This window comes from Ruegeria sp. BB5, from assembly GCF_056539405.1.
In genome coordinates this window covers 275903-290494 of record NZ_JBQFUX010000002.1, presented here as the reverse complement: position 1 = coordinate 290494, position 14592 = coordinate 275903, and the positions used below count along the sequence as shown (strand labels likewise).

At 59.2% G+C, this 14592-nt stretch carries 15 protein-coding genes; 7 read left to right on the top strand and 8 right to left on the bottom strand.

From position 1 onward, the window contains the following. Positions 1-21 precede the first annotated feature (21 nt). The 4 genes from ACR0DL_RS09420 to ACR0DL_RS09405 are packed head-to-tail and all read right to left on the bottom strand — an operon-like array spanning position 22 to position 4189. Positions 22-1119, bottom strand: coding sequence for an ABC transporter ATP-binding protein (locus ACR0DL_RS09420; protein ID WP_480688778.1), 1098 nt, complete (start codon positions 1117-1119; stop codon positions 22-24). Positions 1120-1122: 3 nt separating this feature from the next. Next, a complete protein-coding gene (locus tag ACR0DL_RS09415; RefSeq protein WP_170349753.1) occupies positions 1123-2022 on the bottom strand; it encodes a carbohydrate ABC transporter permease in 900 nt (299 codons plus the stop codon). Further along, positions 2015-2887, bottom strand: a complete 873-nt coding sequence (locus tag ACR0DL_RS09410) for a carbohydrate ABC transporter permease (RefSeq protein WP_170349752.1) — start codon at positions 2885-2887, stop codon at positions 2015-2017. The genes ACR0DL_RS09415 and ACR0DL_RS09410 overlap by 8 nt, the downstream gene beginning before the upstream one ends. A gap of 57 nt (positions 2888-2944) precedes the next feature. After that, positions 2945-4189, bottom strand: coding sequence for an ABC transporter substrate-binding protein (locus ACR0DL_RS09405; protein WP_480688776.1), 1245 nt, complete (start codon positions 4187-4189; stop codon positions 2945-2947). A gap of 219 nt (positions 4190-4408) precedes the next feature. On the opposite strand from ACR0DL_RS09405, the gene ACR0DL_RS09400 reads away from it, so the two are divergent. Beyond that, the gene (locus ACR0DL_RS09400) at positions 4409-5146 is read left to right on the top strand and encodes a response regulator transcription factor (protein ID WP_170410803.1); all 738 of its coding nucleotides are present in this window, start codon (positions 4409-4411) and stop codon (positions 5144-5146) included. Continuing rightward, positions 5143-6594, top strand: coding sequence for a sensor histidine kinase (locus tag ACR0DL_RS09395; RefSeq protein WP_480688774.1), 1452 nt, complete (start codon positions 5143-5145; stop codon positions 6592-6594). The genes ACR0DL_RS09400 and ACR0DL_RS09395 overlap by 4 nt, the downstream gene beginning before the upstream one ends. 4 nt (positions 6595-6598) lie before the next feature. Here ACR0DL_RS09395 and fliP read toward each other — a convergent pair whose 3' ends face one another. Genes fliP through fliF form a run of 4 tightly spaced genes read right to left on the bottom strand, consistent with a single transcriptional unit; the run spans position 6599 to position 9795 of the window. Then, a complete protein-coding gene (fliP, locus tag ACR0DL_RS09390; protein WP_480688772.1) occupies positions 6599-7330 on the bottom strand; it encodes a flagellar type III secretion system pore protein FliP in 732 nt (243 codons plus the stop codon). Then, entirely contained in the window at positions 7330-7617 is a 288-nt protein-coding gene (locus ACR0DL_RS09385; protein ID WP_170360799.1) for a FliM/FliN family flagellar motor switch protein, read from the bottom strand. Before ACR0DL_RS09385 ends, fliP begins: the two co-directional genes overlap by 1 nt. After that, on the bottom strand, positions 7610-8206 hold the full coding sequence (locus ACR0DL_RS09380; RefSeq protein ID WP_480688770.1) for a FliH/SctL family protein: 597 nt from the start codon (positions 8204-8206) through the stop codon (positions 7610-7612). The genes ACR0DL_RS09385 and ACR0DL_RS09380 overlap by 8 nt, the downstream gene beginning before the upstream one ends. Next, entirely contained in the window at positions 8206-9795 is a 1590-nt protein-coding gene (gene fliF / locus ACR0DL_RS09375; protein WP_480688768.1) for a flagellar basal-body MS-ring/collar protein FliF, read from the bottom strand. The genes ACR0DL_RS09380 and fliF overlap by 1 nt, the downstream gene beginning before the upstream one ends. Before the next feature lie 119 nt (positions 9796-9914). Here fliF and ACR0DL_RS09370 point away from each other — a divergent pair, with 119 nt between their 5' ends. From ACR0DL_RS09370 to ACR0DL_RS09350, 5 genes are read left to right on the top strand one after another with little or no spacing between them, the layout of a single operon-like run. Then, positions 9915-10412 carry a flagellar basal body-associated FliL family protein gene (locus ACR0DL_RS09370; RefSeq protein ID WP_480647717.1) on the top strand — a complete coding sequence of 166 codons (498 nt, stop codon included), beginning with the start codon at positions 9915-9917 and terminating at the stop codon, positions 10410-10412. Between the two features lie 9 nt (positions 10413-10421). After that, positions 10422-10928 carry a hypothetical protein gene (locus ACR0DL_RS09365; protein WP_480688766.1) on the top strand — a complete coding sequence of 169 codons (507 nt, stop codon included), beginning with the start codon at positions 10422-10424 and terminating at the stop codon, positions 10926-10928. Then, a complete protein-coding gene (locus ACR0DL_RS09360) occupies positions 10925-11500 on the top strand; it encodes a MotE family protein (protein ID WP_480688764.1) in 576 nt (191 codons plus the stop codon). Before ACR0DL_RS09365 ends, ACR0DL_RS09360 begins: the two co-directional genes overlap by 4 nt. Positions 11501-11538: 38 nt before the next feature. Then, on the top strand, positions 11539-12408 hold the full coding sequence (gene motA / locus ACR0DL_RS09355; protein ID WP_480688762.1) for a flagellar motor stator protein MotA: 870 nt from the start codon (positions 11539-11541) through the stop codon (positions 12406-12408). Then, positions 12405-14549, top strand: a complete 2145-nt coding sequence (locus tag ACR0DL_RS09350; RefSeq protein ID WP_480688760.1) for a hypothetical protein — start codon at positions 12405-12407, stop codon at positions 14547-14549. Before motA ends, ACR0DL_RS09350 begins: the two co-directional genes overlap by 4 nt. The last annotated feature ends 43 nt before the right edge of the window (positions 14550-14592 follow it).

Sequence of the window (14592 nt, the reverse complement as noted above, 5' to 3'; positions counted from 1 at the left end):
TCGCGCGGCGCTTTTTTGGTTTTAGTTCAGGCGTTCGCCAGTTTCCTTGGCGAAATAGGACACCTTGCTCATGTCAAAGGCCAGGTTCAACATCTTGCCCGCCTGCGCACTGGTTTCCGCGTGCAGCCGCGCAGTGACCTGCTTGCCGCCCAGTTCCGACACCACATAAGTGTCAGCCCCCGCCGGTTCGACCATGTCGACCATACAGGAGGCCTCTTGCACACCATCACCGGCACGGAACCCGGCCTCGGCAATGTCTTCGGGGCGTAGGCCCAGAATCACATCCTCGGGCAGTGACAGATCGCGGGCATCGTTTAGAACCAGTGTCTCGCCCGCTTCACGTGCAATGGCGATCTGCGTGCCCGGGCCGGTCTTGGACGCTCGCGCCGGGATCAGGTTCATCGCCGGTGAGCCCATGAAATCAGCCACAAACAGGTTGGCCGGGTTGTTGTAGATTTCAGCCGGGCTGCCGATCTGCTGCACGATTCCACCTTTGAGAACCACGATCTTGGTCGCCAGCGTCATCGCCTCGATCTGGTCATGGGTCACGTAGACGATCGAGGCATCCAGCGTTTGATGCAGTTTCTTGATCTCGGTTCGCATCTCGACCCGCAGCTTCGCGTCAAGGTTCGATAACGGCTCGTCAAACAGAAACAGTTTGGGATCGCGCACCAGTGCCCGACCCATCGCCACCCGCTGACGCTGACCGCCTGACAATTGGCTGGGGCGGCGGTTCAGCAGCGGCTCGATCTGTAGCAACGAGGCAACCTCGTTCAGCTTGGCCTCCTGTGTCGCCTGATCGACCCCGCGTACCTTCATGCCAAAGGTGATGTTCTTGGCCACGGACATTGTCGGGTACAGGGCGTAGGACTGGAACACCATCGCGATGTCGCGATCCTTGGGGCTGACATGCGTCATGTCCTTGCCCCCGATGGACAGCGTGCCGCCGGTAATTTCCTCCAGCCCCGCAATACAGTTCAGCAGGGTGGACTTGCCGCAACCCGAGGGGCCGACCAGCACCAGGAAATCACCCGGTTCGATCGAAATGTTGATGTCCTTCAGAACCTCGGTTGCGCCGTAATTCTTGTACAGATTGTTGATATCGAGGATGGGAGCCATGGGTTATCCCTTCACTGAGCCAGCGGTCAGGCCGCGGATGAAATATTTACCGGCAACGACATAGACAAGCAGCGTCGGCAGCCCCGCGATGATCGCGGCGGCCATGTCGACGTTGTACTCTTTGACGCCGGTGGTGGAGTTTACGATGTTGTTGAGCGCAACGGTCACGGGCTGAGTGCCTGCCTGGCTGAATGACACGCCGAACAGGAAGTCGTTCCAGATCTGCGTGAACTGCCAGATCACGGTCACCACGATGATGGGCAGCGACAGCGGCAGGAAAATCGACCAGAATATCCGCAGGAACCCGGCCCCATCGACCCGGGCCGCCTTGGTCAGCTCGGCCGGAATGGTGACATAGTAATTGCGGAAAAACAGTGTGGTGAAACCGAGGCCATAGATCACGTGGACGAAGATCAGACCCGGAATGGTCCCGGCGATCCCCATCATGCCCAGCAGCCGCGCCATCGGCAGCAGCACAACCTGAAACGGGATGAAGCAACCAAACAGCATCAGCGAGAAGATGATATTAGCGCCTTTGAACCGCCATTGCGCCACGACATAGCCATTCAGCGCGCCCAGCAGGGTCGAAAGAGCCACCGCAGGCACCGCGATCAGGACCGAGTTCCAGAAGTAAGGCCGCAGCCCTTCACACTGGATACCGGTGCAAGCCCCGGACCACGCGGTTTTCCAGGCGTCAAAGCTGACCTCACGCGGCAGCGAGATCAGGCTGCCTGTGCGAATTTCCTCAAGGCTTTTAAGCGACGTGGTCAACATCACGAAAAGCGGCATCAGGTAATACAGCGCGAACAGGCCCAGCAGGACATACAGCAACCAGCGCAAGGCGATCTTGCCCGTGGCGCTTTGGGTGCGGGTTTGTGTTTGGGGCATCGACAGATCAGTCATTTTTCGCCCTCAGCTCTGAGTAAAGATAGGGAACCACGATGGCAAAGACGACAAGCATCATGATCATCGCGGAGGATGCCGCCTGACCGATATCGCCGCGCGAAAACGCCATGGCATACATGTAAGTGGCAGGCAGATCGGTCGCGTAGCCCGGACCGCCGCCTGTCAGGGCGATGACCAGGTCAAAGCTCTTGATCGCAAGGTGCGCCAGCACGATGAACGCCGACAGGAAGATAGGAGCCATCGACGGGATGATGATCGCCGTATAGATGCGCCAAGTGGGAATACCATCGACCTGCGCGGCCTTGATGATTTCGCCATCCACAGACCGCAGACCTGCCAGAAACAACGCCATGACAAAGCCCGAGCTCTGCCAGATAGCAGCGATTACGATCGTATAGATCGCGTAGTCAGGGTTCACCAGCCAGTCGAACTCGAAATTCGGAAAGCCCCAACCCTGCACCATGGATTCAATGCCCAACCCGGGGTTCAAAATCCACTTCCAAGCCGTGCCAGTCACGATCATCGACAGCGCCATGGGGTACAGGTAAATCGTCCGGATCGCTCCTTCGACGCGGATCTTCTGATCCAGCAGGATGGCCAGAAGCAGACCCAGTACCATCGCGATCACGATGAACAGAGCACCGAAGATGTACAGGTTGTTGATTGCCGTATCCCAGCGGGGTGAATCAAACAGGCGCTCATATTGGATGAACCCGTTGATCTCATATTTCGGCAGTAGTTTAGATCGTGTCAGCGACACCCATGCGGTCCATCCGATAAATCCGTAAACAAAGATCAATACGGCGATGAACGACGGTGCCAGCACCACCTTGGGCAGGTGGTTTTCCAGCCATTCGGACATTTTTTCCTCCGGGGAAAGATGCTCTGCCCCGCATTATAGGGGGCAGAGCGTATTGGATCAGTAGCTGTTTGCCACCGCGTCCGCCAGTTGCTGAACCGCGTCAGCCGAGGACATATCCGAGTTAAAATGCGCGGTCACAACGTCGGTGATCGCACCGGACTGCGACCCGCGCAGCGCCATGCCATGGGCATAGGACGGCAACAGCGAACCAGCTGCCGAGGTCGACCCCATGTCTTCGGCCGAAAGATTGGCGCAGATGTCAAAGTCATCCAGCGCCACGTCGGTGCGAGCAGGGATCGAGCCCTTGTTCAGGTTGAACACTTTCTGGAAGTTCGGTGCGACGATCAGCTTGGCCAGCAGATCCTGACCGGCTTTCTTGTCGTCACCGTCCACGTTGAACATGGCAAAGCTGTCGACGTTGTACAGATAGCCGTCGCCGGGGGTCGAGGCGCACAGGAAGTCTTCGCCGGGCTTCTTGCCAGCCGCCAGGAATTCACCCTTGGCCCAGTCGCCCATGATCTGGAAAGCGGCCTCGCCATTCATCACCATCGCGGTGGCCAGGTTCCAGTCACGACCCGAGAAGTTCTCGTCCACGTAACCGCGCATCATGCGCATCTGGTCAAACACCTGAACCATCGTGTCCGAGGTCAGGGCTTCGGGGTCCAGATCAACCAGTGCTTTCTGATAGAACTCGGGGCCGCCGATACCCAGCACAACGGCTTCGAACACAGTGGCGTCCTGCCACGACTGACCACCGTGGGCCAGAGGGATAACACCGGCATCCATCAACTTGGTCGCAGCGGCGTTGAACTCATCCCAAGTTGTCGGCATCTCGATGCCGTTTGCGGCCAGAACATCAGCATTGGCCCAGATCCAGTCTACGCGATGTACGTTCACTGGTGCGGCGCACCATGTGCCCTCGCACTTCATGTGACCTGCGATGGATGCGGGCAGCACATCCGCCCAGCCTTCGGCGTCGGCCACGGATGAGATATCGGCCAGAACGCCCTCTTCGTACCATTCCTGAATTGCGGGGCCTTTCAGCTGAACTGCGGTCGGCGCGTTTCCGGCCAGCACCCGGGCACGCAACGCGGTCATGGCCGCGTCACCGCCGCCACCTGCAACCGGCATATCGGTCCAGGTTCCGCCATTCGACGCGAACTCTTCCTGCAGTACGGCGACCGACTTGGCCTCACCACCCGACGTCCACCAATGCAGAACCTCGGCCTGCGGCTCGGCCAGAACCGACGACCCGGCCACAACGGCCAATGTCGAAACGGTGGCGAATGCAAAATGCTTCATTGTCTGTCTCCTCCCTAGAGAACTTAGTGACTGCTGATGCAGCGATGCCCGTTATTCTGAGACCAGTTCGTCATCTGGCAACGCTGAATCCGCGCCAAAGCCCGGCAACCACCCAAAAATTCACTGCTTTTGTTACAGCGTGTTACGTTGACATTGAATCTGTTTCCGTTCGTTACAATGGATGATGTCGGAGCAGCAGAAACTGGGAGGACAAACCGCGTGAGCATTCCGCGACTTTTGGTGGTGGATGACGACCCTGAAATGCGGTCGATGATGACCCAATTCCTGCATCAGAACGGGTTCGTCGCCCTGCCCGCCAGTTCCGAGGCTGAAATCCGCAACCATCTGACAGCGGGACGGATCGACCTGATCCTGCTGGATGTGATGCTTGGGGATGAGAACGGAGTTGAGATCTGCGCCCGCCTGCGGGCTGAACAGGACGTGCCGATCATTCTGGTTTCGGCCCTGTCAGCCGACCATCAGCGCATGGCGGGGTACGAGGTCGGGGCCGACGACTATATCGCCAAGCCTTTCAATCCGCAGCTGATGCTGGCGCGGGTTCGTGCGGTGATGCAACGCGCCCGGCGTACGCCGTCGCTGGCCTATCGCCGCCGCACACACAGCTTTCGGTTCAACGACTGGGCCTATGACGGCAAACGGGATGAGGTGCATTCACCCGAAGGCTACCTGGTTCCTCTGTCGCAACGGGAAACTGCGCTGCTCAAGGTTTTGCTGGCCAACCCGCATATCCCCCTGACCCGGGATGAAATCGCCGCTGCGCTGGACGTCACCGGCAGCGCCGACAAACCCGAGGCGCAAGGGCGGGCCATCGACATGCTGGTTGGTCGGTTGCGTTCGAAAATCGAGGTCAACCCGAAAGACCCGCAGATGCTGCGTACCGAACGCGGGGTCGGCTATGTCTTTGCGGCCGAAGTGTCGGTGGAAGAGGACGCATGACCACACACGCCCCGCGCCTGCGCAGTCTGGGCTGGATCTGGACAGGGGCCGCCTTTGCCTCGGGGCTTCTCTCCGCCGGGCTGTGGTTTTCTTCGGCCCGCGCCTGGGACAACTTTCTAACCCGCGCCTATGTCGCAGGGTTTTCCGTCTATGAAGAGCTGCGGGTCAGCAAAATCCCGCCGCCGGGGATCAGGATCACCCCCTTGTCCCCCGAAGCTGCGCAGTTGGCCGATGCCGGGCGGTTCGAGCAACTGCCCGGCCTGTCGGATCGCAGCTTTGTCACCAACCTGTCGATCCTGACCGACAACACCGCCCCCCTGGCCGGGCGCGAACTGACGCTGGCGGTGATGTCCGACCGGCTGGTTTATCCGGTGTCTGATCTTCTGTCCCGCGTTGACCAGACCGGGGCCGAGAAGATGGGCAATCTGACCCGCCTTCTGGCCACCTATTGCAGCGAGCCAATCCTGGTCGCCCGGTTCGGACACAGGGGCTGGCAGCAGGTGGACGGCACCGATATCTGGGGTTGCAAGGCCGCCCCTGCCGACCTGCGCCTGCCCGCCATTCTGGCCGCCATCGTGGCTTTGGCGGTCATCCTGACATCGATCGGCAATGTCTCGGACAGTTTCACCCGGTTTTCCAACGCCCTGCGCGGCCGCAAGCGCCGGGGCGGGCCGAGCAGCTATGATGCCGACGGCCCGGCGGAACTGCGCGACATCGTGTCAGCCGTGAACGACCATCTGGATGCAGAGCGCATGCAGCTTGAAAAACGCGCTACCGTTCTGTCTGGTGTCAGTCACGATCTTGGCACCCCTGCCACGCGTGTTCGCCTGCGCGCGGCCCTGATTGCCGATGACGAACTGCGCGAAAAGCTTGAGGCCGATGTGGATCAGATGACGGGCATGATCGAAAGCGTGCTGACTTACACACGCTCGGAACTCAGCGTTGAAGACCCCCGTCAGATTTCCCTGACCGCGCTGGTCGAGTCTGTGGTCGCTGATTATCAGGACATGGACCTGCCGGTGACCCTGAAGAAAATCGCCCCGGTCGCAGTCGAAGGCGCGCCATCGGTCTTCATGTCCCGACGCGGGCATGGATCCTTGCCCGAGACACGGCGGATGCTGGTGATGGGGCGGCCAATCTCTCTGAAACGGGCGTTAACAAATCTGATCGACAACGCCCTGAAATACGGCCGCCATGCCGAGGTGCAGCTGGAAACCGACGCCCGCACCGCGACCATCACGGTCGAGGACAAGGGTGCCGATCTGTCCGTCACTGATATTGAAAACCTGATGGCACCGTTCCGGCGCGGGTCGAACACCGGATCCTCAGACGGGTTCGGTCTGGGCCTGACTATCGTGGCCACAATTGCCGAACAGCATGGGGGCACCCTCAGCTTCGAGGCCGGGGATCAGGGTTTGCGTGCGCGGTTGCAAATCACCCGGCAGTGATATCTCATGTCATATAGCTGCGCACCAACGCGCCAGCGATCAGAGACCATCCATCCGCAATAACAAAAAACGCCAGCTTGAATGGCAGCGATACCGTCGCAGGCGGCACCATCATCATTCCCATCGACATCAGCACCGCCGCCACAACCAGATCAATGATCAGAAATGGCAGGAAAATCAGAAAGCCGATCTGAAAGGCGCGTGCAATCTCGGACAGCATGAAGGACGGCATCAGGATCGACAGCGGCGCCTCGGGCGTCAGGACGATAGCGTCACCGCCAGGTCGCAAGGCCGCCATCGCGTGAAACGTATCCGGGTCCAGCCGCGCGGTCATAAAGGCTCGGAAGGGCTGAATGGCAATCTGCAACGCGGGTTCGACCGCCATGGTTTCTTCGACCATCGGTCGAATACCGGTGGCCCAGGCCTCGGAAAATACGGGCTCCATGATGAAATAGGTCAGGAACATCGCCAGGCTGACGATCAGCATGTTCGGTGGCGATTGCTGCAATCCGATCCCTTGACGCAGAATGGCCAGAACGGTGATCAGAAACGGAAAACAGGTGACCATGATCGCCAGCCCAGGTGCCAGGCTGAGGATCGTGATCAAAAGGATCAGCTGGATGGTCCGCGCCGAGATCGACCCCCCCTCGCCCAATGACAGCGACAGCTCTTGCGCCGCAGCCAGAGACGGGGACAGCGTCGCCAGCGCAACAACCAACCAAAGCAGAAGCCGCATCAACCGATCCCGTTCTGCAAATCCGCAATCTCTGTCAGGCGCACAGCAAGCTGCCCGGCCTGATCGCCCTCCATCTCCTCTAGCAGGCCGCGGGCGACCAGTTGGTCTCCGACATACAGGTCGACCGGGTCCTCGATCCGCTTGTCCAGCGTCAGCACGGCGTTCTCCCCCATGTTCAGCAGGTCGCGGATCAGCGGGCGCGCACGCCCGACCGAGACCGTTACCTCAATCGGAACCGCCTCGAACGGATTGGCTTTTTCGGGTTTCGGAGTCTGGGGATCATTCATGGTTCACTGCCTCTTTTGCCTCAAATACATATGCGTCAAATGCCCCCGCGACCGCGGCGAGCAGACCGCTGCAATCCACCTCACGCTGGGTTGTGCCGACCTGCAACCGGGCCTGTCCTGGCTCTAACGATGGGTCTTCGATCATGCGAGTGGGTAAGGACAGTTCCTGCGGTAGCAGGGCCTCTACCCCAGCCGCGCGCCCCTTGGGCACGAAGATTTGCATCGGCTGGCCAATCTGTTCCCGCGCCATTTCGGTCAGCTGTTCGGCCAACCGGACAGCAAAACCGCGATCCAGCGTTTCGGGCAGGACAGTGTCCACCAGGCTCTTGAACATCGGGTCCAGCGACAAAGTCATGCGGGTGACAGCCTCATGATAAGTAAAGGACATATCCTCCAACGATCTGGCCAGCCCGTCTGAGACCTGACCTCGGCTTTGTTCTTGCGCCTGAAGCGCGTCTTCCCAACCGGCGCTATAGCCTTGCTCGAACGCTGCCAGCCGCTGTTCCTCCAGCGCGTCCTCGTCCAGCAGGTGCAGCTTGCCACCCCCGGCTTGCAGCGTGAAATCCTCAAGAAGATGAGCAATCGACATCAGACACGCTCCTCACCTTCTTCAAGCCAGCTGCGCAGGATCTCGACGGTTTCTTCCTGTTTTTCGCCGATCATAGCCCGCAACCGGTCGACCGGATCAGCGCCCGCCTGCGCGGCCAGCGCCGGGACGTCGCCAGCGGCAGTCTGGCCCGGCAGCGCGCTAAATTGTCCGTTTTCGTCAGTCGCTATCTCGCCGGTCAGAATGGCCTCGGGCTCAGGAGGTGCCCCGGCGGGCAGCAAGGCCGGGGCCATCGCCGGTTGAGTCAGGATCGGACGGATCACGAAGAGCCCAAGCACCAGCGAGACAATCGCCAACACTGCCATCTGGATCAGCGACATCGCGTCGAAATGAACCTTTTGCCAGATCGAGGCCGCTGCCAATGTGCCCTGCGGCTCTACCACCGGCAGGTCCAGCGATTTCAGGGTGATGACGTCCCCGCGTTCGGCGTCGAACCCCACGGCCGAGGCCACAAGCTCCTTCAAGGCCTCCATCTCGGTTTCGGGCATCGGCTCAAATGTCTCGACTCCGGTCGCATCCACGGACCGTGTGCCGTTGACCAGAACCGCAACCGTCAGACGCTTGATCGCACCGGGTGCATTGTGGACTTCGAATTCGGTTTCCGAGACCTCGTAATTCACCCGTTCCCGCGTCTGCGTTGCGTTCGAATTCGATTCGTCTCCACCCGCGCCATCGCCATCCGGCAGGTTCGACGCCACGGTGACATCGGCGGATTGATTGCGGGCGCTGTCCGATCGTTCCTCGACATCAGTACTGATGGCAACGCGGCCATTGGGGTCAAAACGGCGTTCGCGGATGGATTCGGTCTTGGTCACGGTGTCGACGCTGACCTCAACGACAGCATTGCCCGTACCGACGCGCGCCTCGACCAATCGCATCACACGCTCGCGCAACTGGCGCGCCTTGTCATCTGCCGTATCCGCAGCGACTGCGGTCTCCTGCGCGCCGATCACCGCCCCGTTCGAATCGACCACGGTGACATTCTCAGGCGCCAGACCACTGACGGCAGACGCCACAAGAAACCGGATCGCCTTGGCCTGATCGGATGTGATCTGCGCCCCTGACGGCACCAGATAGACCGAGGCCGTCGGCGCCACGCTGCGCTGAAACGGGTTGTTCGATCCGTTGGCAATATGAACCCGTGCCTGGCTGACATGAGGGCTGCCAACGATGGTTCGGGCCAGCTCACCTTCTTTTGCGCGCCAATAGGCGGCATCGAACATCTGCGAGGTGGTGCCAAACCCGCTAAGTGAATCCAACAGCTCATAGCCTTGATTGCCGTTGGCGGGCATCCCCTCGCTGGCGAGTGTCATGCGCAGCTCATCTCGCTGTGATCCGGGCACGTAGATCGAGCCGCCCCGAATCTCATAAGGCACCCCGCGCTGATCCAGCGAGCGGACGACATCCCCCGCCGCGCCACTTTCCAGCCCGGCATAAAGCAAGGTCATCGACGGCGCCGTGACCAGTCGCGACATCGCAAGAACCCCAAGAAAAACCAGCACTACTGCACCGGCGACGATGATTTGTTTACGCCTGTCCAAACTTGCCCAGACAGTTCCGATCTGCTGCACGATCACCTCCGACTCGCCGACATTCTGCCCGGCGCATCCCTTGTTTGAACGATTGCCCTTAACAATCGGTTAGTCCCTGCCGGGTTATGACGATTGCAGAACGGACAAATGAGGACGTCATGACTGACGCGACTGCAGAACAGGCAGAAGTACCAAAAAAATCTGGGAAAAAAGGGATGATCATAGGGGTGATTCTGGCCGTGGCCGGGGCGGCTGGTGGCTATTTCCTGACCACCTCCGGGTTGCTTCCTTTTGGTGGCAAGCCCGCAATGGAAGACGTCAAGGAAACGGATAAGGGCAAGGCTGTAAAGGCCCTGCCGCAAGTGGGATTCATCGATCTGCCGCCGGTGATCGTGTCGGTGAACGCAGGCGATTCGCGGCATCTGAAATTTCACGCTCAGCTTGAGGTAAACAGCGAATACGCCGCCGATGTCGAAAAGATGAAACCCCGAATCATGGACATCCTGAACGGGTATCTACGCGCGGTCGAAGTCTCGGACCTTGAAGATTCTTTGGCCCTGATGCGCATCCGCGGCCATCTGCTGCGCCGCATTGAAATCGTCGTCGGAGAAGGCCGCGTGCGCGACGTTCTCGTGATGGAATTCGTTTTGAACTAGGAGGCGAAATTGGAGCTGATTGCAGATATTTTGCTGGTCGCCGGCGCGCTGGGTGCGGGTCTGTATTGTTTCGTGCTGTCCCGACGGCTGAAACGCTTCACCGATCTGGAAAAAGGCGTGGGCGGCGCGGTTGCTGTTCTGTCGACCCAGGCGGATGAGCTTAAGAAATCCCTGGGTGCCGCACGAGCAGCCTCGGACCAGTCCGGTGCGGAATTGAAAGAGCTGACGCAGCGGGCAGAATCGGTGGCGCAGCGGTTAGAGCTGATGATGGCTTCGATGCACGACGTCGTTCCATCGCAAGACAAACCCGACCAGTCGACCGACCCCGAAGAAGATATCAGCGCCGCACCCGAGGAACAGGCGGAATCCGCCGTGCCTGAGTCAGATGAAGTCGCTGAAACGATCGAAGCGCCCGAGAAGCCAAAAAAGGACGCGACCGCCCCAGAACCGGCCAAGCGGCCGGGCGGCTTGATGTTCTTCCGCCACGATCGCTCTCAGGGTGAGGTCGCATCATGACCCGCCGGAAAGCCGATAGGCGCCCAAAAGGTGGCGTGCTGGCCGTCATCTCTTTGCTGATGATCGGGTCTGCCGCGATTCGTCTTGGGCTAGAAGCAGGACCAGCGTTGGCAAAAACTGCCGAACCCTATGCCCCCAAAGTCAAACACGCACAGGCCGATCTGCCCGGCGCACAGGTCCTGCTGACCGAACTGCTGCGCCGGGAAGAAGCGCTGAAAAAGCGCGAGGCAGCAGCGCTTGACAAGGAAAAGGCATTGGCCATTGCGGATCAGGCGATCGAGACGCGACTGATTGCCCTGCAAGAGGCCGAAGAGGCGCTGCGCGCGACGCTCGCCATTGCCGAAAAAGCTGCCGAGACCGATCTGACGCGCCTGACGGATGTCTATCAAAGCATGAAACCCAAGGACGCCGCAGCGTTGTTTGAGACGATGGACCCAAGCTTTGCCGCCGGATTCCTGTCTCGCATGCCGCCCGATGCGGCTGCTGGTGTTCTGGCCGGGCTGCGCCCCGAAGCCGCCTATACCATCAGCGTCATAATGGCAGGCCGCAACGCCGCCGCCCCACAGGAATAAAACTCTAACCCCGCACAGGATTTTGCTGGAGATCACCCATGATCGGAATAATCGGAATTGTCGTCATTTTCGCCATGGTGTTCGGCGGTTATCTGGCTGCGGGCGGCAAAATGACCATCATTTTGAAATCGCTTCCTTTTGAGATGATGATGATCGGCGGTGCCGCTGTTGGCGCTTTCCTGATCAGCAATGACATGAGCGCCGTCAAACACACCCTCAAAGACATGGGCAAAGTGTTCAAAGGACCAAAATGGAAACCTGAGGACTACCGCGACCTGCTGTGCCTGCTGTTCTCGCTGATCCGTATTGCCAAGGCCAACCCGGTCGAGGTGGAACAACATATCGAAGACCCGGAAAATTCATCTCTGTTCTCGGCTTACCCGAAAATTCAGGCAGATAAAGAGGCCGTTGACCTGATCTGCGATACGATGCGCGCCGCCTCGATGAACTATGATGATCCGCATCAGGTGGAAGAAGTTCTGGAAAAGCGGATGGAGGCGAACTTCCACCATGCCATGCATTCCAGCCACGCCTTGCAGACGGTTGCGGATGGCCTGCCTGCCTTGGGCATCGTTGCGGCGGTTCTTGGCGTGATCAAGACGATGGGTTCGATTGACCAGCCCCCCGAAGTGCTGGGTAAATTGATCGGCGGCGCCCTGGTGGGGACCTTTCTTGGGGTGTTTCTGGCTTATGGCCTGGTCGGACCTTTCGCGGGCAAACTGAAAGCTGTCGTCGAAGAAGACAACCACTTCTACCAGCTGATCAAAGAAGTGTTGGTCGCCAATCTGCACAACCACAACGCTGCCATGTGCATAGAGGTTGGGCGTCAGAACACCCCAACCCACAACCGCCCTGATTTCACCGAGTTGGAAGAAGCGTTGAAAGAACTCATACAGGCAGCCGCATGACCCGGTTTGCATTCTTATTCTCGGCGTTCATCGCCGGGGCCAGCGGAGCCGCAGCGCAAGATCTGACGGTGCGCTCGGGTGAGCATGAAGGTTATACCAGATTGGTGGTTCAAGTGCCTCAAGACACCGATTGGGTTCTGAAACAGACAAAAAACGGCGCACGCCTGAACGTCGCGCTGAAGGATGTGACATACCGAACCGGCACCGTCTTCCAACGCCTGACGCAAAACCGACTTGCCGCGATTTCGCAGGCCGAACCAGGCGGTGCACTGGAACTGGAGTTCGGTTGCGATTGTGTCGCTTCAGCCTTTCTTTTCAAAAGTACGATGATTGTGATTGATATCGCACCCGGCACCTTCCTGCCGCCGCTCACCAGTGATATTCCGGCCCCGGTCCTGCCCAAAACCCCAAAAGAAATCAAAACGACAGGCCCGGAGCAGACCATTGATGCACTGGCCCTGCCGCTGTTGAACCTCAACGCGAACGGATTCGAAGACCAGCTTTCGACCCGGCTGCTGCAGGGGGCGGACCGCGGATTCATTGATCTGAACATTGCGCCGGTGGGGCCACGCGCATCCAACGGGAATCAAAGCGTATTTTTGCCAGCCGATGTTGAATTGAATGTTCAAGTGACTTCGATTTTGGACGGTTTGAACGGGCTTTTGGGTCCGGATGTTCCAAAAGTGGAACGGCGCCCACCCTGCGTATCCAGCGCCGAGCTGGCTTTTGACCGTTGGTCTGACGAGCGTCCGTTTCCAGAACAAGCCGCGCAGCTTCGATCAGAACTGTACCAAGAATTCGATACCATCGACAAAGAGAGCGCGCTGAAACTGGCGAAACTGTACGCGCATTCCGGGTTTGGCGCCGAAGCGATCCGGGCGTTGGACCTGCTGGACGAGCGATCTTTGGAAACCGAACACATCGCGGCCATTGCCCGTGTTCTGGATGACGGGCCGCTGATCGAAGACAATCCGTTCCAGGGCTTGCAGCGTTGCGAGGGCGATGCGGCTTTGTGGGCGGCGCTGAGTGAGGGCGACTTGCAAGGCGACGCCAGTCTAACGGCTATCGAACAGTCTTTTGCCCGCTTACCGGACCATCTGCGGCGCCATGTCGGCCCGGCCTTGTCGGACATTCTGGTAGACGGGGACGAGTTAGAAGCCGCCCGGCGGATCTTGCGCTCGGTCGATCGCGTCAAGACGCAAACCAGCGCAAATGTCGCGCAGGCAAAGGCCAAGGTTGCAGCGGCCGAAGGTGACGCCCCCCGGACCGAAGTCTTGCTGACTGAAGCGATCGAAGCGTCAGACGCCACACTTGAGGCGCCGTTGGCACTGGCCCGACTGGTCGACAAACGTTGGCTGGAACGTGGCGCAATCTCTCCTCAGGAACTGGCTCTGGCGGAATCCTACACGATTGAGTTTCGCCGTTCTGACATCGGCCCCCTGATGAAACAAACCCATATGGTCGCGCTAAGCCTGAGTCAGGAATTCGATGCCTCTCTGGATTTGGTGGCAGAGCTGTCAGAGGATGCGGAATCCGCGGACGCTCTGAACCGTGCGGTGCTTATCCTGACCGAACGCGCTGATGATGCGACCTTTTTGCGCCGCGTCCTGATCTTGTCACATAAGCATTCTCAAAATCTGACAACCGACACAGCCATTGCCGTTGCTGACCGACTGGCAAAGCTTGGGTTTTCACGACATGCATACGCACTAGCAAAGCGTCCTCAGGACAGGCTGAGGCGGGGTGAGCGTGCCCGTCTGCGGGCCAAAGCCGCGCTATTGGATCAGCGTCCGCATCAAGCGATGCTGGAACTGGACGATGATCAGACGGACGCAGCGATTATGCTGTGGACTGAAGCCCTGATTGCAGCAGAGGATTTTGCGGCGGCGGGTGATCTGATGCGCAACTCAGGTCGTGAGGATGAAGCAAACCGCTTGTTCTGGTTGGCCGATCTACCAGAGCAAGTGAATTTGGAAAATCACACCAAATTCGATCAGGTCGTCCAGACATCCCAAGGTCTAACAGCCGCACCGGCCCGACTTCCTGAAACGCCCCTGGCCGACGCGGAGAACCTATTGAGGGACAGCGTGGAAACCCGCAACAGGATTGCGGAGTTGTTTGCCATATTGAGTCAGCCGTGAATACGGCTCTAACGCGGACACTTTCCTGATTTTTTGTCGACAC